The organism is Streptomyces sp. NPDC055013 (assembly GCF_053608645.1).
In genome coordinates, this window is sequence record NZ_JBSGVW010000001.1 from 282,016 (window position 1) to 306,705 (window position 24,690).

Annotated in this window: 23 protein-coding genes; 10 read left to right on the forward strand and 13 right to left on the reverse strand. The window is 70.7% G+C overall.

Features of this window, described 5'->3' with window-relative positions; translation table 11 throughout:
- Position 1 precedes the first annotated feature (1 nt).
- Complete coding sequence (locus tag ACWGDB_RS01215) at positions 2 to 1,963, forward strand: ricin-type beta-trefoil lectin domain protein (RefSeq protein ID WP_453820468.1); 1,962 nt, start codon at positions 2 to 4, stop codon at positions 1,961 to 1,963.
- Positions 1,964 to 1,970: 7 nt separating this feature from the next.
- On the opposite strand, the gene ACWGDB_RS01220 is transcribed toward ACWGDB_RS01215, so the two are convergent.
- Together ACWGDB_RS01220 and ctaD are read right to left on the reverse strand one after the other, a co-directional pair.
- Positions 1,971 to 2,294 carry a hypothetical protein gene (locus ACWGDB_RS01220; protein WP_453820469.1) on the reverse strand — a complete coding sequence of 108 codons (324 nt, stop codon included), beginning with the start codon at positions 2,292 to 2,294 and terminating at the stop codon, positions 1,971 to 1,973.
- Positions 2,291 to 3,919 (reverse strand): aa3-type cytochrome oxidase subunit I, encoded by a 1,629-nt coding sequence (ctaD, locus tag ACWGDB_RS01225; protein WP_453820470.1) that lies wholly within the window; start codon positions 3,917 to 3,919, stop codon positions 2,291 to 2,293. Before ctaD ends, ACWGDB_RS01220 begins: the two co-directional genes overlap by 4 nt.
- Positions 3,920 to 4,024: 105 nt before the next feature.
- On the opposite strand from ctaD, the gene ACWGDB_RS01230 reads away from it, so the two are divergent.
- Together ACWGDB_RS01230 and ACWGDB_RS01235 are read left to right on the forward strand one after the other, a co-directional pair.
- The gene (locus ACWGDB_RS01230) at positions 4,025 to 4,558 is read left to right on the forward strand and encodes an RNA polymerase sigma factor (RefSeq protein ID WP_383601671.1); all 534 of its coding nucleotides are present in this window, start codon (positions 4,025 to 4,027) and stop codon (positions 4,556 to 4,558) included.
- Positions 4,551 to 5,531, forward strand: coding sequence for a CU044_5270 family protein (locus ACWGDB_RS01235; RefSeq protein ID WP_453820471.1), 981 nt, complete (start codon positions 4,551 to 4,553; stop codon positions 5,529 to 5,531). The genes ACWGDB_RS01230 and ACWGDB_RS01235 overlap by 8 nt, the downstream gene beginning before the upstream one ends.
- Before the next feature lie 233 nt (positions 5,532 to 5,764).
- On the opposite strand, the gene ACWGDB_RS01240 is transcribed toward ACWGDB_RS01235, so the two are convergent.
- From ACWGDB_RS01240 to ACWGDB_RS01265, 6 genes are read right to left on the reverse strand one after another with little or no spacing between them, the layout of a single operon-like run.
- Positions 5,765 to 6,130, reverse strand: coding sequence for a nuclear transport factor 2 family protein (locus tag ACWGDB_RS01240; protein WP_383601676.1), 366 nt, complete (start codon positions 6,128 to 6,130; stop codon positions 5,765 to 5,767).
- A 50-nt stretch (positions 6,131 to 6,180) separates the two neighbouring features.
- Entirely contained in the window at positions 6,181 to 7,497 is a 1,317-nt protein-coding gene (locus ACWGDB_RS01245) for a type III PLP-dependent enzyme (RefSeq protein WP_453820472.1), read from the reverse strand.
- The gene (locus ACWGDB_RS01250) at positions 7,494 to 9,275 is read right to left on the reverse strand and encodes an IucA/IucC family protein (RefSeq protein ID WP_453820473.1); all 1,782 of its coding nucleotides are present in this window, start codon (positions 9,273 to 9,275) and stop codon (positions 7,494 to 7,496) included. Before ACWGDB_RS01250 ends, ACWGDB_RS01245 begins: the two co-directional genes overlap by 4 nt.
- Positions 9,275 to 9,547, reverse strand: a complete 273-nt coding sequence (locus ACWGDB_RS01255) for a hypothetical protein (protein WP_453820474.1) — start codon at positions 9,545 to 9,547, stop codon at positions 9,275 to 9,277. The genes ACWGDB_RS01250 and ACWGDB_RS01255 overlap by 1 nt, the downstream gene beginning before the upstream one ends.
- Positions 9,544 to 11,235, reverse strand: coding sequence for an IucA/IucC family protein (locus ACWGDB_RS01260; protein ID WP_453820475.1), 1,692 nt, complete (start codon positions 11,233 to 11,235; stop codon positions 9,544 to 9,546). Before ACWGDB_RS01260 ends, ACWGDB_RS01255 begins: the two co-directional genes overlap by 4 nt.
- Positions 11,232 to 12,407 carry an ATP-grasp domain-containing protein gene (locus tag ACWGDB_RS01265; protein WP_453820476.1) on the reverse strand — a complete coding sequence of 392 codons (1,176 nt, stop codon included), beginning with the start codon at positions 12,405 to 12,407 and terminating at the stop codon, positions 11,232 to 11,234. The genes ACWGDB_RS01260 and ACWGDB_RS01265 overlap by 4 nt, the downstream gene beginning before the upstream one ends.
- A gap of 381 nt (positions 12,408 to 12,788) precedes the next feature.
- Between ACWGDB_RS01265 and ACWGDB_RS01270 the strand changes: the two genes are divergently transcribed.
- A complete protein-coding gene (locus tag ACWGDB_RS01270) occupies positions 12,789 to 13,634 on the forward strand; it encodes a (2Fe-2S)-binding protein (RefSeq protein ID WP_453820477.1) in 846 nt (281 codons plus the stop codon).
- 69 nt (positions 13,635 to 13,703) lie between these two features.
- On the opposite strand, the gene ACWGDB_RS01275 is transcribed toward ACWGDB_RS01270, so the two are convergent.
- Positions 13,704 to 15,458: an ABC transporter ATP-binding protein gene (locus tag ACWGDB_RS01275; protein WP_453820478.1), complete on the reverse strand. Its 1,755-nt coding sequence runs from the start codon at positions 15,456 to 15,458 to the stop codon at positions 13,704 to 13,706.
- A gap of 309 nt (positions 15,459 to 15,767) precedes the next feature.
- On the opposite strand from ACWGDB_RS01275, the gene ACWGDB_RS01280 reads away from it, so the two are divergent.
- From ACWGDB_RS01280 to ACWGDB_RS01295, 4 genes are all read left to right on the forward strand, one after another.
- Entirely contained in the window at positions 15,768 to 15,953 is a 186-nt protein-coding gene (locus tag ACWGDB_RS01280; protein WP_453820479.1) for a hypothetical protein, read from the forward strand.
- Between the two features lie 158 nt (positions 15,954 to 16,111).
- Positions 16,112 to 17,200 (forward strand): S-(hydroxymethyl)mycothiol dehydrogenase, encoded by a 1,089-nt coding sequence (locus ACWGDB_RS01285; RefSeq protein WP_453820480.1) that lies wholly within the window; start codon positions 16,112 to 16,114, stop codon positions 17,198 to 17,200.
- Positions 17,200 to 17,829, forward strand: a complete 630-nt coding sequence (locus ACWGDB_RS01290) for an MBL fold metallo-hydrolase (protein WP_453820481.1) — start codon at positions 17,200 to 17,202, stop codon at positions 17,827 to 17,829. Before ACWGDB_RS01285 ends, ACWGDB_RS01290 begins: the two co-directional genes overlap by 1 nt.
- Before the next feature lie 154 nt (positions 17,830 to 17,983).
- On the forward strand, positions 17,984 to 18,898 hold the full coding sequence (locus ACWGDB_RS01295; protein WP_453820482.1) for an SDR family oxidoreductase: 915 nt from the start codon (positions 17,984 to 17,986) through the stop codon (positions 18,896 to 18,898).
- Here the strand turns inward: ACWGDB_RS01295 and ACWGDB_RS01300 are convergent.
- On the reverse strand, positions 18,889 to 19,437 hold the full coding sequence (locus ACWGDB_RS01300; RefSeq protein WP_453820483.1) for a hypothetical protein: 549 nt from the start codon (positions 19,435 to 19,437) through the stop codon (positions 18,889 to 18,891). The two genes, ACWGDB_RS01295 and ACWGDB_RS01300, sit on opposite strands and share 10 nt — an antisense overlap.
- Before the next feature lie 50 nt (positions 19,438 to 19,487).
- Here ACWGDB_RS01300 and ACWGDB_RS01305 point away from each other — a divergent pair, with 50 nt between their 5' ends.
- Entirely contained in the window at positions 19,488 to 20,285 is a 798-nt protein-coding gene (locus ACWGDB_RS01305) for an SDR family NAD(P)-dependent oxidoreductase (protein WP_453820484.1), read from the forward strand.
- 160 nt (positions 20,286 to 20,445) lie between these two features.
- Entirely contained in the window at positions 20,446 to 21,147 is a 702-nt protein-coding gene (locus ACWGDB_RS01310; RefSeq protein WP_453820485.1) for a L,D-transpeptidase family protein, read from the forward strand.
- A gap of 39 nt (positions 21,148 to 21,186) precedes the next feature.
- On the opposite strand, the gene ACWGDB_RS01315 is transcribed toward ACWGDB_RS01310, so the two are convergent.
- From ACWGDB_RS01315 to ACWGDB_RS01325, 3 genes are read right to left on the reverse strand one after another with little or no spacing between them, the layout of a single operon-like run.
- Positions 21,187 to 22,389 carry a Gfo/Idh/MocA family protein gene (locus ACWGDB_RS01315; RefSeq protein WP_453820486.1) on the reverse strand — a complete coding sequence of 401 codons (1,203 nt, stop codon included), beginning with the start codon at positions 22,387 to 22,389 and terminating at the stop codon, positions 21,187 to 21,189.
- Between the two features lie 14 nt (positions 22,390 to 22,403).
- Positions 22,404 to 23,753 (reverse strand): ABC transporter substrate-binding protein, encoded by a 1,350-nt coding sequence (locus ACWGDB_RS01320; protein ID WP_453820487.1) that lies wholly within the window; start codon positions 23,751 to 23,753, stop codon positions 22,404 to 22,406.
- A gap of 10 nt (positions 23,754 to 23,763) precedes the next feature.
- Positions 23,764 to 24,681, reverse strand: coding sequence for a carbohydrate ABC transporter permease (locus ACWGDB_RS01325; RefSeq protein WP_453820488.1), 918 nt, complete (start codon positions 24,679 to 24,681; stop codon positions 23,764 to 23,766).
- Between the last annotated feature and the right edge of the window lie 9 nt (positions 24,682 to 24,690).

Sequence of the window (24,690 nt, forward strand, 5' to 3'; positions counted from 1 at the left end):
CATGTACCCCCCGCCCCGAATGAGTCCCCTCCGCCGCCGCAGAGCCACCGCGGTGCGCGCCCTCGCCCTGGTGCTCACCGCCGTCGCCGCCCTGCTGTTCGCGGCGCCCGCCCCCGCCCAGGCGGCCACGGCACGTCAGATACCGGTGCCCACCGCCCCCATGGGCTGGGCGTCCTGGAACGCGTTCGCCGCGAAGGTCGACTACAACGTCATCAAGCGGCAGGTCGACGCGTTCGTGGCGGCGGGCCTGCCCGAGGCCGGCTACGAGTACATCAACATCGACGAGGGCTGGTGGCAGGGCACCCGTGACGCCGCCGGCAACATCACCGTCGACGAGGCGGAGTGGCCGGGCGGCATGAAGGCCATCGCCGACTACATCCACAGCAAGGGACTCAAGGCCGGCATCTACACCGACGCCGGCAAGGACGGCTGCGGCTACTACTTCCCGACCGGCCGCCCGGCCGCGCCCGGCTCCGGCAGCGAGGGCCACTACGAGCAGGACATGCTGGCCTTCTCCCGGTGGGGCTTCGACTTCGTCAAGGTGGACTGGTGCGGCGGCGACGCCGAGGGCCTCGACCCGAGGACGACCTACCAGGCGATCAGTGACGCCGTCGCCACGGCGAGCGCGACCACCGGCCGCCCGCTCGCCCTCTCCCTGTGCAACTGGGGCTACGACAACCCCTGGAACTGGGCCCCGGGCATGGGCCCGATGTGGCGGACCAACACGGACATCTTCTTCCACGGCGGCACACCGTCGTACGGCAACGTCCTGACCGCCTTCGACCGGAACATCCACCCCACGGCCCAGCACACCGGCTACTACAACGACCCCGACATGATGGTCGTCGGCATGACCGGCTTGACCGCTGCCCAGAACCGCAGCCACATGAACCTGTGGGCGATCTCCGGCGCCCCGCTCCTGACCGGCCTCGACCTCACCACCATGACCGCGGAGACGGCGAGCATCCTCAAGAACCCCGAGGTCATCGCCGTCGACCAGGACCCGCGCGGCCTGCAGGGCATCAAGGTCGCCGAGGACACCACCGGTCTCCAGGTCTACGGCAAGGTCCTGTCCGGCAGCGGCAACCGTGCCGTCGTCCTCCTCAACCGCGCGTCGACCACCCAGAACATGACCGTCCGCTGGTCCGACCTGGGCCTGACGAACGCCGCCGCGACCGTCCGTGACCTGTGGGCCCGGCAGAACCTCGCCACCACCGGCACGAGTTACACCACCAGCGTCCCGGCCGGCGGCTCGGTGATGCTCACGGTCACCGGCGGCACGGAGCAGTCCGCCAGCACCTACAGCGGCACGTCGAGCTTCTCCGGCGTGGTCGCGGGAAGCGCCGGCCTGAAGACGGTCGAGGTCTCCTACACCAACAACACGTCCACGGCCCGCACGGCCACGCTCACCGTCAACGGCCAGACACCCACCAAGGTCTCCTTCCCGCCGACCGGCTCCGCTCCGGGCGCCATCTCCGTCAACGTCTCCCTCGCCAAGGGCAGCGCCAACACCCTCTCCTTCTCCGGTGCCCCGACCCTCGACGGCATCGTCGTACGTCCGCTGCCCGGCAGGAACGGCACGCTGATCACGGGTACCGGGTCCGGCCGCTGCGTCGACATCGACGACAACACCATCGCCAACGGCACCGACGCCCAGCTGTGGGACTGCAATGGCGGCCAGAACCAGGTCTGGCAGTACAACAGCACCCGCAAGGAGCTGGTGGTCCACGGCAACAAGTGCCTCGACGCCTACAACCTCGGCACCACCAACGGCACCCGGGTCGTCATCTGGGACTGCAACGGCCAGAGCAACCAGAAGTGGAACATCAACAGCGACGGCACCATCACCAACGTCAACGCCGGGCTCTGCCTCGACGCGTACGGGGCGGCCACCGCGGGCGGCACCAAGCTGGTGCTCTGGGGCTGCAACGGCCAGGACAACCAGAAGTGGACGGTGAGCTAGCGCAGGCCTAGACGAGGCACACCACGAGAACACCGAGTGCCAGGGCGCAGGTCAGCAGCCACCCGGCCAGCAGACGGCGCCGCAGGTCCCGGTACCTCGCCTCGTACTCGTCCCGCAGTCTCCCGGCACGCGCCGCCGTGTGCTGCCAGGAGGCGCGGGCGAGTGCGAGGTACTCCGCCTCGAACCGCCGCTCGATCTCGTCCCGCTGAGTGTCCGTCAGCCAGTGCAGGGGCGCACCGAAACGGGCGGCGGCCGTACGGCCCTCATCGCGGGTCGCGGCGAGCAGCAGATGACCCTCGACATCGTTCAGGAACTCGTCAGTGACGCTCACAGAGTGGTCAACTCCCTCTTCGGCGCGGCGGTGTGGTGCAGGTCGAACGCCGGGGACTCGGAACGGATCCGCGGCAGGGTGAGGAAGTTGTGCCGCGGCGGCGGGCACGACGTCGCCCACTCCAGGGAGCGGCCATAGCCCCACGGATCGTCGCTCTCGACCTTCGCCCCGTATTTCGCGGTCTTCCAGATGTTGTAGAAGAACGGCAGCAGTGACGCGCCGAGAACGAACGAGAAGACGGTCGACAGGCTGTTCAGCGCCGTCAGCCCTTCCACCGCCAGATAGTCGGGAATGCGGCGCTGCATTCCGTTCACGCCCAGCCAGTGCTGCACCAGGAAGGTGCCGTGGAAGCCGATGAACAGCGTCCAGAAGGTCATCTTGCCCAGGCGCTCGTCGAGCATCTTGCCGGTCATCTTCGGCCACCAGAAGTGGAACCCGGCGAACATCGCGAAGACGACGGTGCCGAAGACGACGTAGTGGAAGTGGGCGACGACGAAGTACGAGTCGGACACGTGGAAGTCCATCGGCGGCGAGGCCAGGATGACACCGGTCAGACCACCGAAGACGAAGGTGATCAGGAAGCCGACCGCCCAGAGCATCGGTGTCTCGAAGGACAACGAGCCCTTCCACATCGTTCCGATCCAGTTGAAGAACTTCACACCCGTCGGGACGGCGATGAGGAACGTCATGAACGCGAAGAACGGCAACAGCACACCGCCGGTGACGTACATGTGGTGCGCCCACACCGTCACGGACAGACCCGCGATCGTAATGGTCGCCGCGATCAGGCCCATGTAGCCGAACATCGGCTTGCGGGAGAAGACCGGGATCACTTCGGAAATGATTCCGAAGAACGGCAGGGCGATGATGTACACCTCCGGATGGCCGAAGAACCAGAAGAGGTGTTGCCACAGCAGGGCCCCGCCGTTGGCCGAGTCGAAGATGTGCGCGCCGAACTTGCGGTCCGCCTCCAGCGCGAACAGCGCCGCCGCCAGGACGGGGAAGGCGAGCAGGACCAGGACGGCCGTCAGCAGCACGTTCCACACGAAGATCGGCATGCGGAACATGGTCATGCCGGGGGCGCGCATGCAGATGATCGTGGTGATGAAGTTGACCGAGCCGAGGATCGTGCCGAAGCCGGAGAAGGCCAGGCCCATGATCCACATGTCGGCGCCGATGCCCGGGCTGCGGACCGCGTCCGACAGCGGGCTGTAGGCGAACCAGCCGAAGTCGGCCGCGCCGTCCGGGGTGAGGAAGCCGCCCACCGCGATGAGCGAGCCGAACAGGTACAGCCAGTAGGCGAACATGTTCAGCCGCGGGAACGCCACGTCCGGCGCGCCGATCTGCAGCGGCATGATCCAGTTCGCGAAGCCGGCGAACAGCGGCGTCGCGAACATCAGCAGCATGATCGTGCCGTGCATCGTGAACGCCTGGTTGAACTGCTCGTTCGACACGATCTGCAGACCCGGCCGGGCGAGCTCGGCGCGCATGACGAGCGCCATCACGCCACCGATGCAGAAGAAAGCGAACGAAGTGACCAAATAGAGCGTTCCGATCGTCTTGTGGTCAGTGGTGGTCAGCCACTGGACGACCTTGGTGCCTGTGACGTTTCTGTTCCTCTTCACGCCCCGCCTGTGTCCGCGGCCCACCCGCACGTCACACTCGGGGGACGCGACAAGAATCACGGAAACGGGTGTGACGATCCGGCCGGTGCCGGACACGAACGGAACATGAGCAACGACGAGATCTTCGCCGCTGCCTATCGCGAGCACTACTGGGCGGTCAGCCGCTATGTCGCGCGGCGACTGGACGGGCGTACGAGTGAGGTCGAGGAAGTGGTGGCGGAGGTGTTCACCGTCGCCTGGCGGCGCCGGGACGACCTCCCGTCCCCACCGCTGCCCTGGCTGTACGGCGTGGCACGCAACTGCCTGGCGAACGCGGTACGCGGTTTCGGGCGCCGGCGGCGACTGGTCGACCGGCTCGGCAACGACGAGACCGCGCACGGTCGGCACATCGTGGACAGCCCCGACGCGGAGGCACCGGGCGCCTGGGTGCACGAGGCGCTGCACCGGCTGTCCCCGGCCGACCAGGAGGTCCTGCGGCTGACGGCGTGGGAGGAACTGGGCGTCGAGGAGGTCGCCGTGGCACTCGGCTGCGGCAGGCGGGCCGCGGCCATGCGGCTGCACCGGGCCCGGCGCCGACTCAGAGCCGAGATCGACCGTCTGAGCCCGACGACCGTGTCCAAGGAACGAAGCCATGGCTGACGAACTCGAACTGCTGCGCGGCGCCAACCCGGTACCGGTCGACGGACCCCACTTCGGCGACGGACCGCTGGACCAACACGCCGAACGCCACCTCGACCGGCTGCTGCACGAACGCAGCACCACCGTCGTCCCCCGCCGCCGCACCCGGCTGGCCTGGGGCCTCGCGGCCACGGCCGTCGTCGCCGCGCTCGTTTCGGCGCTGCTGTTCACCGGCCAGACGACGGCCCCCGCTGTCGCCGCACCGCGGCCCCTGGTCGTGCAGGCCGACTCCTCGCCCGTCCCGTTGCAGCAGCTGGCCGAGCGTGCCGAGCGGGCGGCGGCGGACAACTCGCCCGCGCTGCGCAAGGGCACGCACGTACAGGCGTGGAGCCTGGCCATGAGCGACAAGAAGCCGCCGATCACCCTCCCGATCGAGCGCATCGTGCGGTGGAACGCCGACGACAGCCACACGGAGGTCGTCGTGGCGACCGATCCGCGGCACCCCGGCCGGCCGGTGCTGAGCGACCAGGACGGCGAGCCGCGTCCCGTCGAGGACGGTCACGTCCTCAGCAGTCAGACCTACCCGCCCAGTTGGAACGACGCCCCGCCGCACGCGCCGCCGCCGACCGACGTCGCACGCCTGCGCGCCTACCTGCAGGAGACCGCCTACAGCAAGACCGCGCTGACCTCCGGTGAACTCCTCGACGCCGTCGCGTCGCTGCTCGACACCTGGACCCTCGGTGCCCGTGAGTCGGCGACGCTTGCGCAACTCCTCGCGGACACGGAGGGGCTCAGACCCCTCGGACAGGTGACGGACCGGCTCGGCCGGCGCGGACAGGCGTACGTTCTGGACCGGCCCGACAGCCGGAGGATGCTGATCATGGACCCCGTCACCGGTGTCGTACTCGGGCTGGAGACGACCTTCAAGAAGGCGGAACCCGAGTACGGCGTCAAGGCCGGCGACGTGATGTCGTACAGCGCCTGGATGCGCTGATCACGCCCGATGCCGGGTGCGCCGGGTACGGACGACGCGCGGCGACGGAGGGAGCCGACGAGGCCGCACCGCTCGCAGCGCCGTCCGGGCGAGAGCGGCGGACAGCAGGCGGCCCGCCGCGGAAACCGGCCATCGCCGCCCGGACCGGACCGGGCGTGACCGGCCCGCGGCGGCACGTGCCGAGAAGGTCCAGCTCAGCCGTGACGTGACCTGGACCTCCGGCAGCGTCCTCCCTACTCGTCCCATGCCTCGATGATGATCTGCCGGGCGATCCTGCCGTCGCGCAGCGTGATCATCGACTCGGACATGACGCGCACACCGTCCGCGTACTCACAGGACTCGCTGTAGGCCGCGCGGTCGCCCTGGACCACGCATGCCTCCAGCTTGTGCGTCATGTCGCGGTTGTAGACGTCGGTGAGCATGTCGGTGATCTCGCTACGGCCGTGCAGCACCTTCGGGTGGCTGGGCTGGGCGTTGCGGTTCACGACGCGTATCTCGGCGTCGTCCGTGTAGAGGGACAGCAGCGTCTCCGGGCTCTGTCCTTCCACGGCCCGGCGCAGTGTCTCGGTGTCGAAAGACGGGCGTGCAGCGGTGCCCATGGTGACCTCCTCCGAGGCCCGCGGCAGGACGAGGAGCGGCCGCGAGGACCTCACCTTTGAGGCTCCTCCGCCCCGCCGGACTCGGCAAGCCCAGCCGAACCGACGAGCCCGACCCGGCCCGTCCACGCACCGGAATCCTCGTCCAGGAAGTGGAATCCCGGCCGTGGGTGCATCAGGAAGTCGTGGTGGGAGATGTTCCACGCATACGCCCCCGCCAGCGCGAACGCCACCCGGTCCCCGGCCCGTAGCCGCGGTGCCGGGACTCGGCGGGCCAGGACGTCCTTCGGGGTGCACAGCTGACCGGCCAGCGTGATCCTCCCCTGGAACTCGTCCGCAGGGGCCCCCGTCTCGCTTCGCTCGTCCTCGACGGCCGGCCGTGGCCAGGGGTGCGGCCAGGCGTCCACCGGCAGGACGGAGCACGGCTGGTCGTGGCCCTTGGTCGCCGGGGTCCGCAGATGGTGCGTGCCGCCCCGCACGACGGCGAACAGCTCGCCGTGACTGCGCTTCACGTCCAGCACCTCGGTGGCGTACCAGCCGCAGTACGCCGTCAGCGCCCGGCCCGGTTCGATGCGCAGGGTCAGCTCCGGGTGCCGCTCGGTCAGCCGGGCGAGCCCGATGCCGTACGTCTTCCAGTCGAAGCGCCGCTCCGGGGCGGCGTAGTCGACGTGCATGCCTCCGCCGACGTTCACTTCGGCGAGCCGGACCCCGAGCCCGGTCACCCACGCGACGACGGACTCGGCCACCGCCACCTGCTCAGGGGCTTCGAGCCCGCTGGCCAGGTGGGCGTGCACACCACGCAGTTCGAGCTGCGGAAACGTGCCGTCCGTCAGCGCGCCCATCACCGCTGCGGCTCGCTCGGGATCCATGCCGAACGGGGTCGGCCGGCCCCCCATCGCGAGTGCGCTGCCCGCCAACGACCCGTCGGCCACCGGCAGGTTGACGCGCGGCAGCACCGCCACTCGCCGCCCGGGCGTCACACGTCGCGCCAACTCGGCCAGTACGCGCAACTCGTGGCCGCTCTCGACGTGGAAGCGTTCGACTCCCGCCTCCAGCGCGGCCGTCACCTCGTCCGGCGTCTTGCCCGGGCCGCCGAAGGCGAGCGGACGGCCGGGCACCGCCTTGGCGACATGGGCGAGTTCGCCGCCCGAGGAAACCTCGTAGCCGTCGACGTACGGACCGAGCGCGGCCAGGATCTCCGGCTCCGGGTTGGCCTTCGCGGCGTAGTACAGCTCGACCCGCTCGGGCAGCGCGTCGCGCACGGCGGCGGCGTGAGTGCGCAGGGCCGCCATGTCGTAGACGTACGCGGGCAGTTCGGTGGCGGGCAGGGAAAGGACACGGTCGCGGACCGCGGGCGTGGGGTCGGTCATCGGGGAGCACTCCCGGTCGTGTCGCGCAGGATGTCCGCGGCGAGCGGCGACGGCAGCCGGACGTAGCCCGCCTCCCGGTCGGCCTTGCGCTCCCAGCGGGTGAGGAGATTGGCCTTGGCGGGCAACGGCACCCCGGCGAGCAGAGCGGACAGCCGGGGCGGGCAGCCGAACCGGTCGGTGTACGCCCGGAGCGTGTCACGCACCCGGCCCCACAGCGCCGCCTCCGCCTGCGGGTGCAGATCGGCCAGCGCGGCCAGCAGCTCGGCGACGTGGTTGACCAGCAGGCAGTACACGACGCGGTCCCAGCCGCGCTGCGCGTCGTACGTCAGGGGCCCCGCGACCTCGGGCGGCAGCGCGGCGAGGGTGTCCTCGTGGTGGTCGGGGACCAGCTTGGTGCCCTCCAGGTCGCGAAAGAGCACCTGGGTGGGCCGGCCGTCGCCGTCGACGCAGATCAGGACGTTCTGCAGGTGGGGTTCCAGAACGAGCCCATGGTCGAAGTAGGCGGCCAGCACGGGCGGCAGGAGAAGGTCCAGATACGTCGACCACCAGTCGAGGGCGGCCTGTTCGTCCGCCCCGGAGAGGAGGCGGGAGATGTGGGCGGGGCCGGTCGGGTACTCGTCGGCGACGGCGGCCGCCAGCAGGGGAGTGGCGCCCGGGGCGAGCCGCCGCGGCAGGCCCTCACGGACGATGACGCCGAAGCCCTCGAACAGTGCGCGGTCCGGCGTCCCGTCGGGGCCCGGGAGGGCGAGCGTGCGATAGGCGGGCTCGCGCAGGACGGCGTTGCCGGGGAAGCGCTCGGCCAGGTCGGCCAGCGCCGGGGCCAGGACGCGGGTGAGGGCGACGGCTCCGGACAGCTCGTAACTGCTGTTCTTGCGCAGGCAGTTGGTGATCCGCACGTTCAGGCTGAACTTCAGGAACGTCTGCCCGTCGTACAGCGTGCGCACCGACGCGGTGGCGGCGAACGGCCGTCCGCCCGGGCCGAGGTCGACGACGTCACCGCGGTCGAGGGCGGCGCGCAGCAGCGGGTGGTCGCGGAGCGTCTCGTACTGCCAGGGGTGGGCGGGCAACAGCCGGTAGCCGGCCGGGACGTCCGCGCGCTGCCGGTCCAGGGCGGCGACGGCCGACGGGTCGGCATGCTCCTCGGCGATCAGATCGGCGCGCACGGCGAGGTGCCGCAGCGGGAAGGAGGCCCCGGCCTCCGGGGCGTACACGGACCAGGCACGCGGATCACCGGTACGCGCCTTCGGGGTGGGGTGGAAGCGGTGGCCGAAGAGGAGGGACTGCTCGGAGGCGAGGTAGGCGGACAGCCGGTCGTCCGTCGGGTGATGGGCCGAGGGCATGGTGGCGAGAGCCGTGTCGACGGATTCGTGGCTGGAGGCGATCTGCTCCAGGAACTCCTCGTTGCGCACGCCCGTCCGCAGCGACAGCTCGTCGTGGGTGTACTCGGACAGGCGCCGCCAGTCCACCTCGGCCCATGCGCCGCCGCGCTGCTCGCTCACCGGGCCGGTGAACCGGTGCGCCCCGAGCAGCGACGTCCGGCGCAGGGCCACGCGCAGCAGGACCCCGCGGCGCGGCAGCCGCAGCAGCAGACGGCCCTCGGTGACGACGCACTGGTGCTCGGGTCCGGACACCTCGCGCAGCAGGCAGTTGAGGAGGGTGTGGGCCACGGCCTCGTCGGCGGTGGGCAGGTCGGCGCGGGCGAGCGGGTTACCGCTCCGCTCGTCGAGCCGCGTCGAGAGCTCGGGGGAGGTGCCGAGGGAGTCGGTCAGGGAAGGCATCAGTGGCTCCAGCGGGTGCGCAGGTGCAGAGTGGGGAGAAGAGCGGCTGTGACGGCAGCAGCGGCACCGCATATCAGCACGGGTGCGGCCGGCACGACATGGAGCACGCCCGCCCAGTGGGCGCTGCGGTCACCCAACTCCGGCAGGATCTCGGTGAGATACGGCGGCAGCCCCGGCGCGGCGAACGACGCCACGAAGCAGCAGCCCGCCACCGTGTGCACCCGCCCGCGCCCGAACCCTGACCGCGACATCCGCGGAGCTTGCGCGCTCATGCCGAACCCCCTTTGTGCAGCAGGTAGTTGGGTCCCGTCGTGTAGTGCTTGTTGATGTCGGCCGCACCCGACCGCTCTTTGGACAGCAGCGTCCCGGCCGACACCATCGCCTTGACCGGCAGCTCGGCTGCCTCCAGCACCCGGGCGCGCAGGACGCCCGCCGCGTCGCCGCCGAGCCGGTCGACGGCCTCCGCCAGTCGGACACGGATGAGATCCAGCAGCGCGCGGCGGTACCGGGGCAGCCCGAACGCGTACGCGCCGGCACACAGATGCACGGTGATCGTGGCGAACAGGTCGGCGACCGGCCCGTCGTCCGTGCCGAGGATCCGCGCGTCGTCGAAGCCCCACGGCCCGGGCAGAACCGCGTCCAGCCGTTCGGTGTTGACGCGGGGCCCGTCGTCGTCCTTGAGCAACAGCCGCAGGCTGCCCGGCCGCAGGACCAGCGACACGTTCTGCTGGTGCGACTCCAGGGCGATGCCGTAGCCGAACAGCGTGGTCTGCCAGTCGAACAGCAGGGTGAGGGCGGCGTCCAGCAGGGCGAATGGGTCGCCGCCGTGGAAACGGTCGGCGAGACCGTCGATCACCGGCCGTCCGTCGGGGGCCCGGGCGAGGAGCGCCGCCATCGGCACCACCACGGCGTCGTCGAGATCGGCCGGGTGGCGGCGGCACAGCACGGCGAGCAGTTCGTGCCCGGCGTGCGCGTACGTCGTCTCGTCGGCGTGCAGGATCGTGTCCCGGAACCGTGGCTCACGGTCGATCACCGCCTCCAGCAGCCGCTGCCCGGCCGCTCCGTCGACGAGCGTGCCGGGCTTGACGGTCCGCTTGTTGCGCAGCCCCAACGTGGCGGTGGCGAGGGGGAGTTTGAGGTGTACGGAAGGATCGGCGACCGTGGCCACGGTCCGCATGGACAGCGTCGGCACGACGTCCAGGTGAGCCCGGTCGGCGAGCACCGTGCCGTCCGGGAGGTCGGCGGCGCACAGGGCGTCGACGGTGAGCGGATGGACCGGCAGCATCACATGCGTGCCCTGAACCTCGGGGAGTGCGAGGCTCTCGGGCGCCGGCCAGAACTCCGGGAGCGTGCCCGCCAGGGTGACCGCGAGCCGTGGCACGGCGATCCAGCGGAGCGCGAAGCGGGGACGGAACTCCGGGGCGTACGCGCGAAGTTGACGCTCGCCGAGCCCCAAGCGGCCACGTGCCGTCGGGTAGACGGGATGGTCGTGACGAGCGGCGAGGGTGTCGTACGCCAGGCCGGCGCCGAGTCCCGTACCGCGCCGGAGGCTGTCGGCAAGACCCTCCATGGCCTCCGCATGCGTCACCGCGTGCAACCGCATCGTGGCCAGCGTCTGACGGCACTCCTCGGCGAACGCGTCGAAGCCGCCCCGGTCCTCCGGTTCGGCGAGCTCCCGCAACACGCCGAGCACCCTGTCGTACGACGTCAGCTCGGCGCCGTCCGACTCGCGCAGCAGGAGCGGCAGCCGGGCGGCGTACACGCACTGGTAGCCGTCCTCGGCGACCGGCAGCAGCAGCGCGTCGCCGTCCGGTGTCGCCAGGCGCAGCCAGTCCCCGTCCGGCCGGTGCACAAGCGCGCTCCGCGTGCGCAGCCCGACCACGTCCTCCCGCAGCAGCGCACTCAGCACCCGCGTCAGTAACTGCTCCTCGCAGGTGTCCCGTACGGTTGGCGCGGTCACGGCTGGATCTCCCAGTTCCGCTCGGCCAGAAAGCCGGCCACCACGCGGTCCACCGTCGGCTGGTGGGTCCCGGTGGCTCGCAGGACGCCCAGGTAGTCCCGGTTGGTGCGGTACAGCTCGTGCCGCTCGCCCACCGAGCGCAGCGGACGGTACGTCAGATGCACGCCGTCGACGTCGAGTTCTGCGGCGTCCGGGGCGTCGACGAGGGTGCCTGTGCGGTCGGCGCACGGGTATTCCAGGCGGGCCGCGCCACCCCGGCGGGCGCCCAGGTCGGCCGGGAGCGGCTCGCCCAGGTGGGTGCGCAGGATGCGCTCGAAGAGCGGGATCTCCAGGAGGCGGGCCAGCAGCAGGTCGCACTGGTCGCCGATGGCACGGTAGTTGACCTCGATGATCCGCGCCCGCCCCTCGTGCACCACGAACTCGGTGTGACAGGCGCCGAACCCGACACCCAGCGCGTCCAGTTGCTCCAGGACCTGCGCGACGACCGGCTCGGGGTGGGCGGGGACGAAGGTGAGGCGTTCCTCGATGAAGTACGGCGGCGGTGACAGCTCGGTGCGGAAGCCGCCCAGGACATGGCGGACCCGCCCGTCGCCGAGGGTCTCCAGGGTGAACAGGTCACCGGGCAGATACTCCTCGACGACCGGGACGGCGCCGGGGCGGCGCTCCAGGATCGCCTTGGTGTGCGTCACCAGCTCCTCCGGGCCGTGCACGAGGACGACGTCCTCGCTGGCCACGCCCTCGCGCGGCTTGACGACACACGGGTACGGCGTGTCGCCGGGAGCGACCGGTTCGGTCAGCTCGGCCGACCACACGGTGTCCACGCCGGCCGCGGCCAGGCGGCGGCGCATCTCGGCCTTGTCCTTGCAGCGCAGGGTGGCCCGCCAGGCCTTGCCGGGGAGGCCGAAGTAGGCGGCGGCCAGGGCGGCCTGGGTCTGGAGGTGGTCGCTGTTGGTGAAGACGGCGTCGGGCTTGTGATGGGTGGAGATCCGGGTGATCACGGCCCGGAAGTCACGGACGTCGCACTGAAGGATCTCGACGTCGGGGTGGGCGCGGCGGTGGGCCCCGGGCTGGTCGGTGAGGACGGTGACGTCCAGTCCCAGCCGGGCCGCGCCCGGCAGGAAGCCCTCGGTGACGGAGTCGGTGGGGTTGAGAGCGAGCAGGTACAGGCGCATGCCGGATGAACAACCTCCGCTAGCGGGTGGGGTGTTGAGGGTGGTGCCGGGCGCCGGTCGGGCACGGCCCACCCGAGGAGGTCAGCGCCGGTCGGAGCGCCGGAGCGCCAGAGGGGCGGGGCCGGTGAGGAAGAGCGGTACGTGCCTGAGGGCACGGAAGGGCGCACCGATGGGTGCGCCCTGCTGGTCGCAGTCACAAGGCGTGAGCTTAGGTTAGCCTTGCTTTAGACCTCAACCTGCCATGCGATCGCTGCGGTGGTCGCGGCAGGTGATCAGTCATCGCGCATCGCGGAGAGCCCCACCTGGCTGTTTCCGCTTGATCGCGAGTGTAAGGTAAGCCTTACCTATCCAGCTGTCGCTGAAACCCGCACAGGAGCACCGATGTCCGTGGCCCTGACGACCCCTCCGGCCGGCGCCGTAGCGCGTACGCTCCGTGACGCCTATGCGCGGCTGACCGATCTCTGTGACGTCCTGTCCGTGCGGATCGCCGAGCCCGGTGGCGGCGAGGCAGGAGCGGGAGTGTCGGCGGCGGAGCTGGTGAAGGACGAGGCTGTGCTCGACGCGTTCGTCGCGGCGGAGGCGGCCCGAATCCACGATCGCTACGGGACAGTTCCGCGTCGCGACGTCGCCGCCTCGCGCGCCCTGCACGACTACGCATGGTCGGTCTCACTCCTCATGAGCGGCGTCTGGTACCTGGAACGCCGCGTGCCGCGGATCCGGCCCGAGGACCTGCGTCTGGACCTCGGCTCGGCCGAGTTCACCCTTACACCGGGGAGCGACCTCGCCTGCCTGGCCGACGACCGCGCGGCCCAGCTGCCGGGCGTGCTGACGGTCCCTCATGAGGAGGCCCTGCGTGCCGAGTTGCGCGCTGCCGTCGCCGACCACATGGGGACGCTCCTGGACGCGATAGGCCCCGTCACGCGCCGCCGCTCACGTGCCCTGTGGGGCATGGTCGCCGACGACCTGGTCTCGGGCATCTGGTACCTGGGCCGCACGCTCGGCCGCGAGGACGACGCCGTCGAGGCGGCCACCCGGCTGCTGCCGACCGCGGTGACCCCGTATCCCGACGGCGCCGACTTCCGTCACCTCACGGCCGACGACGGGAGCCGGCACCCGACGCGCACGCGCACCGGGTGCTGCATGTACTACACGATCCGCCCGGCCGAGGCGTGCGGCACCTGCCCCCGCACCTGCGACGCGGAGCGGCTGCGCAGGCTCCAGGGCTGAACCGGCCGGGCACGGTCCCGCCCGGACGTCGTCACGCGGCGCCGCCCGGCTGTGGTCGGTCGGCTGGCGTCACTCGGCCGTCGCCAGGAACTGCGTCGCGGCCAGCTCCGCGTAGAGCGGGTCGGCCGCCACGAGTTCGCGATGCGTGCCCACCGCGCGCACCCGGCCCCCGTCCATCACGACGATCCGGTCGGCCATCGTCACCGTCGAGAGGCGATGTGCGACGACCAGAACCGTGGTCGTACGGGCCACATCGGCGACCGTGTCGCGCAGCGCCGCCTCGTTCACCGCGTCCAGCTGCGAGGTGGCCTCGTCCAGGAGCAGCAGCCGGGGGCGGCGCAGCAGGGCGCGGGCGATGGCGACACGCTGGCGTTCGCCGCCGGACAGCTTGGTGCCCCGGTGACCGACGAGCGTGTCGACGCCGCCGGGCAGCCGGGCGACCAGGCCGTCGAGGCGGGTCGTCTTCAGTACCCGCGTGACGGCGGTGTCGTCCGCGTCGGGATTGCCCAGCAGCAGGTTGTCCCGCAGCGAACCCGACAGGACCGGGGCGTCCTGCTCCACATAGCCGATCGCCGACCGCAGTTGGGGCAGTTCCCAGTCCGCCAGGTCCCGCCCGTCGAGGGTGATGGTCCCGGTCTCGGGGTCGTAGAACCGCTCTATGAGGGAGAAGACGGTGGTCTTGCCCGCACCCGACGGTCCGACGAAGGCGGTCATGCCCTGCGCGGGCACGGCGAACGTCACCCCGTGGTGGACGTACGGCAGATCGTCGGCGTACCGGAAGCGGACGTCCTCGAAGGCCAGCGCGGCGGGTTGCGCACCGGCGGAGGGCAGCGGGGCGGGCGCGGCGGCCGGTTCGGCGGGCAGTTGCAGCGCTTCCTGGATCCTGGCGAGCGCCGCCGCGCCGGTCTGGTACTGCGTGATCGCGCCGACGACCTGCTGGATCGGCGACATCAGATAGAAGACGTACAGCAGGAACGCGACCAGTGTGCCCACGTCTATCGCCCCGGTCGCCACCCGCGCCCCGCCCACCGCGAGCACCGTGATGAACGCGATCTGCATCGCGAGTCCGGCCGTGTTGCCCGCCGCCGCCGACCACTTGGCGGCCCGCACGCTCTGCCGCCACGACTCCTCGGCGGCCTCGTGCAGCGTCCGCTCCTCCCGGTGCTCGGCGCCGGACGCCTTCACCGTGCGCAGGGCGCCGAGGATCCGCTCCAGCGAGGCCCCCATCACCCCGACGGCGTCCTGCGCCTGCCGGCTGGCCCGGTTGATGCGCGGCACGATCACGCCGAGGATCGTGCCCGCGCCGAGGATCACAGCGAGGGTGACCAGCAGCAGCACCGGTTCCACCACACCCATCATCGCCACCGTCGCCACCAGGGTGAGCCCTCCGGTGCCGAGGCCCACGAGCGAGTCGGTCGTGACCTCGCGCAGCAGCGTCGTGTCCGAGGTGATGCGGGCCATCAGATCGCCCGGCTCACTGCGGTCCACGGCGGTGATCCGCAGTCTGAGCAGATACGACGACAGGGTGCGCCGCGCCCCGAGCACCACCGACTCGGCGGTGCGCTGCAGCACATACGAACCGAGCGCCCCCACCGCCGCGTTGGTCACGACCAGCCCGGACATGATCACCAACGCTCCGGTGATGGCCCGGTCGTGGGACAGGTCGTCGATCAACCCCTTTGCCACCAGCGGCAGGAGCAGCCCCGTGGCCCCGGTGACCAGCGAGAGCACGGCACCCACCAGCAGGGTCCACCGGTGCGGGCGCACATAGCCCAGGAGCAACCGCCAGGTGGGCGGGGTGGATTCGGTCGCTGCGATGCTCACGGGGCTCCTCCGGAGTCGAACGGAGCCTTCAGGCTACGTCGGCCCTCTCCTGCGGAGCCTGCCAGTTCTGTGCCACCGCGAGTGCCAGGGCTGGTCGGGCAGGTTGCCGTTGAGGACGTTCCGGACGCCTGGCGTCACAGCCTCGGCTCCGACCGGCGCGGGGTGGTGCCGGAGAGGAGGGGCAGGCGTTTGATGCCCAGGCCGAGCGACTCCAAGGCTTGGCGGTAGTCGTCCGGTGCGGCGTCGAAGAGCACCCCGAGCTGCTGCAGGCCGGAAGCGATTCGACGAGGTCGCCTCCGAACAGCCGTTGTGGCCGCCGACCACGCGGAAGTCGTGCCCGGCCTGCCCGGCCTGCCCGGCCTGCCCGGCCTGTCCGCCCGGCACGTCGCCGAGACCCTCGTCCACGTACCGCACCGGCTGCTGCCCCTGGGCGGCGGCGCCGACGGCCTGGACGAGGACGCCCTGGCGCGGGCGGTCCGGGACTTCCTCAGGTGACCGGCGTCCGACCGGTCCGCTCCCGATCGGCGAGGGCCGCTTCGAGGCCGGCAAAGGGCGACTGCCTGGCTGGATGGCGGCTGTCGGACCCCCTTACCGATCAGTCACGACTAGGGTCGGCAGTGGACGAGGACCCGCCGAGGGAAGGGTGGAGCACCATGGCGCAGGAAGTACGCGGCGTGATCGCACCGGGCAAGGACGAAGCCGTGCGCGTGGAGACGATCGTCGTGCCGGACCCGGGGCCGGGAGAAGCCGTCGTACAGGTCCAGGCCTGCGGCGTCTGTCACACCGACCTGCACTACAAACAGGGCGGTATCAGTGACGACTTCCCCTTCCTGCTGGGCCACGAGGCGGCCGGCGTGGTGGAGTCGGTCGGCGAGGGCGTCACGGACGTCGCGCCCGGCGACTTCGTGATCCTCAACTGGCGTGCGGTGTGTGGCCAGTGCCGGGCCTGTCTGCGCGGCCGGCCCTGGTACTGCTTCGCCACCCACAACGCGACACAGAAGATGACCCTCGCCTCGGACGGCCGGGAACTCTCGCCGGCGCTCGGCATCGGAGCCTTCGCCGAGAAAACTCTGGTCGCCTCGGGGCAGTGCACCAAGGTCGACCCGGCGGTCACCCCGCAGGTGGCCGGGCTGCTGGGCTGCGGTGTGATGGCCGGCATCGGCGCCGCGATCAACACCGGCAGCGTCGGCCGGGGCGACACCGTCGCGGTGATCGGCTGCGGCGGCGTCGGGGACGCCGCGATCGCCGGGTCGAACCTGGCGGGCGCGGCGAAGATCATCGCCGTGGACATCGACGACCGCAAGCTCGACAAGGCCCGCACGATGGGCGCCACCCACACCGTCAACTCGCGCGAGACCGACCCGGTGGCGGCGATCCGTGAGCTGACCGGTGGGTTCGGCGCGGATGTCGTCATCGAGGCGGTCGGCCGCCCGGAGACCTACAAGCAGGCCTTCTACGCCCGAGACCTCGCCGGCACGGTCGTCCTCGTCGGCGTGCCCACCCCGGAGATGAAGCTGGAACTGCCGCTGCTGGACGTCTTCGGCCGCGGCGGAGCCCTGAAGTCGTCCTGGTACGGCGACTGCCTGCCCTCCCGCGACTTCCCGATGCTGATCGACCTGCACCTGCAGGGCCGTCTGGACCTGGACGCGTTCGTCACCGAGACCATCCAACTCGACGAGGTGGAGAAGGCGTTCGAGCGGATGCACCACGGCGACGTCCTGCGCTCGGTGGTGATGTTCTGATGACCGCCCGCATCGAACGCCTCGTCACCTCGGGCCAGTTCAAGCTCGACGGCGGCACCTGGGACGTCGACAACAACGTGTGGCTCGTCGGCGACGACCACGAGGTGATCGTCATCGACGCCGCCCACGACGCCGACGCCATCGTCGAGGCCATCGGCGGCCGGCGCCTCACCGCGATCGTGTGCACCCACGCCCACAACGACCACATCGGCGCCGCGCCCGCCCTCGCCGACCGCACCGGAGCCACGATCTGGCTCCACCCCGACGACCTGCCCCTGTGGAAGCAGACCTACCCGGACCGCGACCCCGACTCCCACCTCGTGGACGGGCAGATCATCGAGGGCCCCGGCGTCGACCTGACGGTCCTGCACACCCCGGGACACGCGCCGGGCGCGGTGTGCCTGTACGACCCCGGGCTGGGCGTCGTCTTCACCGGCGACACCCTCTTCCAGGGCGGCCCCGGCGCCACCGGCCGTTCCTACTCCCACTTCCCGACGATCATCGACTCGATCCGCACCCGCCTGCTCGCCCTCCCGCCCGAGACCAAGGTCCTCACCGGCCACGGCGACGGGACCACCATCGGCGCGGAGGCACCGCAGCTTCAGGAGTGGATCGACCGCGGCCACTGACGCGCCCGACGCGCGCCTGCGCCCGGTCGGGTGACCCCACGGCAAGACCGGAACAGGACCAGCAAAAGACGACAGAAGATGTCCGGCTTACCCGGCACCCTCGAAGACGACACCGCTCGCACAGGGCCGGGCGCACAGGGTCGGGAGGCCGGACATGTCACAGCCGTTGAAGGACAAGGTCGCACTCGTCGCAGGCGCGACACGGGGCGCCGGACGCGGCATCGCCGTGGAGCTAGGGGCGGCCGGCGCCACCGTCTACGTGACGGGACGCAGCACCCGCGCCCGGCGCTCCGAGTACGACCGCCCCGAGACGATCGAGGACACCGCCGACCTCGTCACCGAAGCGGGCGGGCACGGCGTCGCCGTACCCACCGATCACCTCGACCCCGCCCAGGTCCGTGTCCTAGTGGACCGCATCGCGGACGAACAGGGCCGCCTCGACGTCCTCGTCAACGACGTCTGGGGCGGCGAGAAGCTCTTCGCCTGGGACAGCCCCGTCTGGGAGCACGACCTCGACAACGGCCTCAGGCTGCTCCGGCTCGGGGTCGAGACGCACGCGATCACCAGCCACCACGCCCTGCCCCTGCTCCTGCGCCATCCCGGCGGACTGGTCGTCGAGATGACCGACGGCACGGCCGAGTACAACGGCGCCAACTACCGGAACTCCTTCTTCTACGACCTCGCCAAGTCGTCCGTCCTGCGCATGGCCTTCTCCCTCGGCCACGAACTCGGACCGCGCGGCGCCACCGCGGTCGCGCTCACCCCGGGCTGGCTGCGCTCGGAGATGATGCTCGACGCGTTCGAGGTGCGCGAGGACAACTGGCGCGACGCCCTCGAACGCGTCGAGCACTTCGCCATCTCCGAGACCCCGCGCTACGTGGGCCGCGCCGTCGCCGCCCTCGCCGCCGACCCCGACGTGGCCCGCTGGAACGGCGAGTCCCTCTCCAGCGGACAGCTCGCGCCGGTGTACGGCTTCACCGATCTCGACGGCAGCCGCCCCGACGCCTGGCGGTACCTCGTGGAGGTCCAGGACGCGGGCAAGCCTGCGGACACGACCGGCTACCGCTGAGGGGGCGGCGGGTCCATGACCGGGAGCGGCCAGCGCGCCGAGTGGCCCGGCGGCAGGCCCAGATCGTCGCGTACGGCCGCGTAGTAGCCCTCGCGGCCGGCGCGCTGCCGCTCCAGCAGCGCCTGCCAGGCCGTACGGTCGTCCCGGCCCTCCCGCACGAACCGTTCCATCTCCATCGCCGCCACGACCCAGTCCCGTGCCTTCTCCACCACCGCGGCGCTGCCCAGCATGATCAGCGCCTCACCCGAGGGGTCCCGGCGGATGCTCGCCTCGGCCAGCAGCGGCTGGGCCTCCTCGAGGCTCAGGGGATCCGGGTACGGATCGACGCCCGCCCGCGCCGCGACCCGGTACGTCACCGTGACCGTCTTCTTCACCGACTGCGCGTACTCGGCGTACACCGTGAGCCGCCGCTCCTCCCAACGCGCCGTCTGCTCCCGCCGGAACCGCATCCGGTCGCCCCGCACGACCGCCATGTACGAGCCGAGCGCGCCGATCACGACGCCTATGAGTGCGGGGAGTTGTTGCATGAACGCGGACATGGACGCACGCTATCTGCCCGGATGATCCTTCCGGCACTACGGTTCGGGTCATGACGGACACCACGCGCTTTGCAGGTCACGGAGTTCTGATCACCGGCGCTGCCCGCGGCATCGGCGCGGCGACCGCCCGCCGGTTCGCCGAGGAGGGGGCCCGCGTGCTCGTCACCGACGTGGACGGGCCCGAGGCCGAGCGGGCCGCGGCGAGGCTGCGGGGGCAGGGGCTCGCGGCGGAGGCGTCGGCATGCGACGTCGCCGACCCCGCGTCCGTCGAGGCGGCCGTCGCCAACGCCGTCGACGCCTTCGGCTCGCTCGACGTCCTGGTCAACAGCGCAGCCCACTGCTCGCCCGACACCGCGCTCTTCGAGGACGGTCCGGACGAGGCGTGGGCCCGCGACCTCGACGTCACCCTCACCGGCACGTACCGCTGCTGCCGTGCCGCACTCCCGCACCTGGCCGCCACCGGCCGCGGAGCCATCGTGAACATCGGCTCCGTCAACGGCCTGCAGGACTTCGGCAACCACGCCTACAGCGCCGCCAAGGCCGGACTCGGCTCCCTCACCCGCACCCTCGCCGGGCACGCCGCCGCCCGCTCGGTCCGCGTCAACCTGGTGACGCCGGGCACGGTGCGGACCTCGGCGTGGGAGGGACGGGAGGCGGAACTCGAGGCGATCCGCCCGCTGTACCCGCTGGGCCGGGTCGGCGAGCCCGAGGACATCGCTGCCGCGGTCGCCTTCCTGGCGTCCCGCGACGCCGCCTGGATCACCGGCGCCACCCTCACCGTCGACGGCGGCCTCACCGCGGTCAACACCGGGTTCCGGGCAGCGGTGCGCCGCCCGGACGACGCCTGAAACTCCCCACCCAGAGAGTGACCCAGGACACATAGGTCACATTCAGGCCTGGCGAAATTTCACCGTTCGGTCACAGCCCGGCGCGCGCCACAACCGAAGCCCCCGTACAGCGGTCTACCTGGCAGAAGTCCACAGGAACACCCAAGGGAGAGGCCCGGCCATGGGGGACATACGCAGACGGCGTGCCGTCGCACTCGGCATCACCACAGGACTCGTCGCACCGCTCGCGCTGACGCTCGGCGCCGCACCGGCGCAGGCGGCTCCGAGCTGCACCACGCAGGCCGGCCCGTATCAGAAGAAGGTGGAGAAGTTCCTCGGCCGGCCGGTCGACGGCAAGCAGTCCAGCGCCGACTGCAAGGCCATCCAGGCCTTCCAGACCAAGCACGGCATCACCCCGAACGCCGGCTACGCGGGTCCCGTCACATGGGGCGTGATGGACCTGATGAACAAGCAGAAGGCCGTCGGCAAAAACCCCAACAAGGACGGCAAGTGCCCCGTCAACAAGGGCCGCATCGCCTGCGTGAACCTCACGCTCCAGCTGAGCTGGATCCAGGACGGGAAGAAGCTGGTGTACGGCCCGGTGCCGGTCCGCACCGGCCGTAACGGCTACGAGACGCGCACCGGCCTGAAGAAGATCTACTGGCGGAACATCGACCATGTGTCGACCATCTACGACGTGCCGATGCCCTACGCCCAGTTCTTCGACGGCGGCCAGGCCTTCCACTCGGTCGGCGTCAGCATGTGGAACCCGCCCGGCTCGCACGGTTGCGTCAACATGACCAAGACCGACGCGAAGAAGTACTGGTCGCTGCTGAAGAACGGCGACGACGTCTACGTGTACGGCCGCAAGCCGGGCACCTGACACACGCAGGCACCCGGCTCGCGAGAACGGGGAGAAACGTCACGCCTCCGGCGCGTCCCCGAAGTCCGGGATCTCCAGCCTGGCCCCGCCCTGTCGCGCGGACTCGTGCGCGACGATGCCCGGCAGGGTGTAGCGGGCGGCCACCCACGCGTTCACGGACGGCAGGGTGCGGGTGTTGACCGCGGTCACGAAGTCGTCCACCAGGAAGTGGTGGCTGCCCTCGTGGCCGTTGTGCAGATGGTCGAAGGCCCGCGGCAGCCGCGCGCGGTCGTGCACCGGCGCCGACCCCGAGGTGAAGGCCGCCCGCAGCTCCGGCGCGATGTGCTGGAGCGACGGGTCGTCGGGGGACATGGTGGGCTTGGGCTCCAACAGCTCACTGATGTCCTTGACGCCCTTTTTGTCCTGCCAGAGGGCGACGGTGGCGAGCTGCTCCATGCTCGCCTCGGTGCCGAAGAACCGGAACCGCGACTCCCGTATGTGCGACGGGTAGCCGACCCGCCGGAACTCGTTCGTACGGAACGAGCCGCCGCCCGCGACCTCGAACAGCGCGGTCGCGTTGGACACGTCGTTGCCGAACTGGCTGACGCTCTTGTCGAAGACCCCGTCACCCCGGTCGTCCACGACCCCGATCGCCGACACGCTCACCGCGTGCGTCCGCCAGGCCCCCAGCACACCGCCCACCGCGTGCGTCGGGTACAGCAGCGGGGGATAGGAGGCGGTCGCCTTCCAGTTCTCGCCGCCGCTGTACTGGTACGCCTCGTAGAACCCCAGGTCCATGTCGTGGACGTAGTCGCCCTCGGCGTAGAACAGCCGACCGAAGGCGCCCTCGGCGATCTGGTTGCGCGCGTGCACGGTCGCCGGGTTGTACTCGCTGGTCTCGCCCATCATGTAGGTCAGGCCGGTCGCCTTGACCGCGTCGATGATCGCCGCGATCTCCTCCGTGGTGATCGCCATGGGGACCGCGGAGTAGACGTGCTTGCCGGCGTTCAGACCCTGGAGCACCAGCGGCCCATGGGTCCAGCGCTGGGTGAAGATGGCGACCGCGTCGACGGCCGCCGACTCCAGCATCGCCTCGTACGAGGGGAAGGTGCCGGCCAGTCCCTGTGCGTCGGCGAGCTGCTCGGCCCGCTCGGGCAGCAGATCGGTGACGTACACGTCGCTGACACCGGGGTGGGCCTGGAACAGCGTGGCGAACTGGCCGGAGAACTGGCCGGCGCCGACGATGCCGAGGGAGAACGTCATGGAGTGTGTGCCTTTCACTGGCCGAGGATGAGGTTGATCTGGTCGTTGGTCCTGGTCAGGCCGCTCGCCGGGGCGTCATTGGCGTAGACGTCCTGCATCGCGGGGCGCATCAGGGAGTACACGTCCGCCGCGTAGTCGGTGATCGGGAAGGAGAAGGTGGTGGAGTTCTTCCTGTCGGTGACCGGTTCGGTGAACGCGGACACGTCGATGCCCTTCTTCTCGTACGCGGCCACGGCCGCGTCGGTGCCGTCAGGGGTCGCGGGGAAGACGATGCCGTAGCCGCCGACGGCCTTCTGGCACTCGTTCGAGGCGAGATACCGCACCCACTTCTTCGCGCCCTCCTTGTTGCGGGCGTTCTTGGTGACGGAGTCGGCGAGGCCGTTCATCATGGTGGCCCGCTTGCCGGTCGGGCCGGTCGGCGTGGGTGCGGTGCCGACGTCGAGACCCTTGGTGCCGTAGTAGGTGGAGATCATCCAGGCGCCGTCCAAGGAGGTCGCCGCCTTGCCGGAGGCGACCTGGGCGTTGGCCGGGTTGGCGCCGTCGGTGTAGTCGGTGAAGGGCGCGAGGTAGCCCTTCTTCGCCAGGCCGAAGTACCAGTCGACCACCGACTGGAAGGTCTTGCTGTCGTACTGGTACTTGCTGCCCCAGCGCGCCCGGTCCGTGTAGTGCCAGCCCGCCGAGGCGACGAACGGGCTCCAGGTGGTCTGCCCGTCGGCGTCGCCCGCGCCGCCGGTGGCCATCCCGTACACCTTGACGTTGTTCTTGTCGAAGCCCTTCTCGTCGCCGCGCTTGCCGTTCTTGTCGACGGTCAGATGCGCGATGGTCTTCTCGAAGGTGCCGCCGTCCTCCGGGTTCCAGGACAGGCCGCCGAGCCCGTCGGCCGTGAGCCCTGCCTCCTCGACCATCCTCTTGTTGTAGAAGAGGGCGACGGTGTCCCAGTCCTTGGGCGCGCCGTAGCGATGGCCGTCCTGGCCCTTCCAGTTGGCGGCCAGCCCCGCCTGGTAGGCGGAGTCGTCGATGCCCAAATCGTCCAGCGGTTCGAGCACGTTCAGGTCGGCGAACTGCCCGAACTTCTGGATGTGGTCGGTGAAGACGTCCGGCTCGGTGCCCGCGATGAAGCTCGCGGTGAGCTTGGTCCAGTAGTCGGCCCAGCCCATCTGCGTGATCTTCACGTTCACGCCCGGATTCTGCTTCTCGAACCCCTTCGCACAGGCCTGGTACGCGGGCAGCTGGTTGGCGTCCCACAGCCAGTACGTCACCGTGTTCCCGCCCGCCCCGGCCGCGCCGCCCTGCGCGCAGCCGGTGGCCAGGGACAGCGCCATCGCCCCGGTCAAGGCCAGGATCGTACGCATCCGAACTCGCATTCCCGTCCCCTTACTTGACGCCGGTGAAGCTGATGGAGCTGACGATGCGCCGTGCGAAGCAGCCGAACAGCACGAGCATCGGAAGGGCGGCGATCAGCGTGGCCGCCATGAGGCCGGACCAGTCGTAGCCCGTCTGCGGGGTCTGTGCCCGGAAGATGGCCAGCGCGACGGTGAGCACGCGCGAGCTGTCGCTGTAGGACACCATCAACGGCCAGAAGTAGTCGTTCCAGGCGGTGATGTACGTCAGCAGGCCCAGCGTGAGGATCGGCGTGGACGCCATCGGCAGCATCACCCGGAAGAAGATCCGGATCTTCCCGGCCCCGTCCAGCAGGGCGGCCTCCTCCACCTCCCGCGGCACGTTCATGAAGAACTGCCGCAGGAAGAACACCGCGAACGGCGTCATGAACATCGTCGGCAGGGCCACCCCCAACAGGTTGTCCACCAGGCCGAGTTGCTTGATCAGCACGAAGTTGGGGAGCAGGGTGAAGATCGCCGGCACCATCAGCCCCGCCAGGAACAGCCCGAACACCTTCTCCCTCCCGCGCCAGCGCAATCGCGCGAAGGCGTACGCCGCCATGGCGGAGAAGAAGATCTGGCAGACGGTGATCAGGGTCGAGACGATCACCGAATTGATCAGATAGCGCCAGAACTTGAGCCCGCCGCCCGAACCGCCCTGAGCGATCGCCTCCTCGGCCGACTGCAGACCGAGCGCACGCTCGAAGCCTCCGGTCGTCGGATCCACGGGCAGCAGATCGCCGGGATGGGCGGCGAGCGCGGTGTTCGAGGACAGCGCGGTGCGCAGGATCCAGTAGAACGGCAACAGCGTGATGAGCACGACGGCGGCCATCATCGCCCAGGCCATGGCCCGCCCGAAGGAGGGCCTGCGCCTGACGCGCCGTACGGTCGTGGTGTCTGCCACGGCAGCCATGTCGGTGTC

Bases quoted from the DNA above. Each gene is read 5' to 3' on its own strand.
- ACWGDB_RS01295 (WP_453820482.1), top strand. From the start codon at position 17,984: ATGTCACAGCCGTTGAAGGACAAGGTCGCACTCGTCGCAGGCGCGACA.
- ACWGDB_RS01265 (WP_453820476.1), bottom strand. From the start codon at position 12,407: ATGCGCCTGTACCTGCTCGCTCTCAACCCCACCGACTCCGTCACCGAG.
- ACWGDB_RS01320 (WP_453820487.1), bottom strand. From the start codon at position 23,753: ATGCGAGTTCGGATGCGTACGATCCTGGCCTTGACCGGGGCGATGGCG.
- ACWGDB_RS01235 (WP_453820471.1), top strand. From the start codon at position 4,551: ATGGCTGACGAACTCGAACTGCTGCGCGGCGCCAACCCGGTACCGGTC.
- ACWGDB_RS01290 (WP_453820481.1), top strand. From the start codon at position 17,200: ATGACCGCCCGCATCGAACGCCTCGTCACCTCGGGCCAGTTCAAGCTC.
- ACWGDB_RS01310 (WP_453820485.1), top strand. From the start codon at position 20,446: ATGGGGGACATACGCAGACGGCGTGCCGTCGCACTCGGCATCACCACA.
- ACWGDB_RS01285 (WP_453820480.1), top strand. From the start codon at position 16,112: ATGGCGCAGGAAGTACGCGGCGTGATCGCACCGGGCAAGGACGAAGCC.
- ACWGDB_RS01230 (WP_383601671.1), top strand. From the start codon at position 4,025: ATGAGCAACGACGAGATCTTCGCCGCTGCCTATCGCGAGCACTACTGG.
- ACWGDB_RS01245 (WP_453820472.1), bottom strand. From the start codon at position 7,497: ATGACCGACCCCACGCCCGCGGTCCGCGACCGTGTCCTTTCCCTGCCC.
- ACWGDB_RS01255 (WP_453820474.1), bottom strand. From the start codon at position 9,547: ATGAGCGCGCAAGCTCCGCGGATGTCGCGGTCAGGGTTCGGGCGCGGG.
- ACWGDB_RS01305 (WP_453820484.1), top strand. From the start codon at position 19,488: ATGACGGACACCACGCGCTTTGCAGGTCACGGAGTTCTGATCACCGGC.
- ACWGDB_RS01270 (WP_453820477.1), top strand. From the start codon at position 12,789: ATGTCCGTGGCCCTGACGACCCCTCCGGCCGGCGCCGTAGCGCGTACG.
- ACWGDB_RS01240 (WP_383601676.1), bottom strand. From the start codon at position 6,130: ATGGGCACCGCTGCACGCCCGTCTTTCGACACCGAGACACTGCGCCGG.
- ACWGDB_RS01250 (WP_453820473.1), bottom strand. From the start codon at position 9,275: ATGCCTTCCCTGACCGACTCCCTCGGCACCTCCCCCGAGCTCTCGACG.
- ACWGDB_RS01300 (WP_453820483.1), bottom strand. From the start codon at position 19,437: ATGTCCGCGTTCATGCAACAACTCCCCGCACTCATAGGCGTCGTGATC.
- ACWGDB_RS01215 (WP_453820468.1), top strand. From the start codon at position 2: ATGTACCCCCCGCCCCGAATGAGTCCCCTCCGCCGCCGCAGAGCCACC.
- ACWGDB_RS01315 (WP_453820486.1), bottom strand. From the start codon at position 22,389: ATGACGTTCTCCCTCGGCATCGTCGGCGCCGGCCAGTTCTCCGGCCAG.
- ACWGDB_RS01325 (WP_453820488.1), bottom strand. From the start codon at position 24,681: ATGGCTGCCGTGGCAGACACCACGACCGTACGGCGCGTCAGGCGCAGG.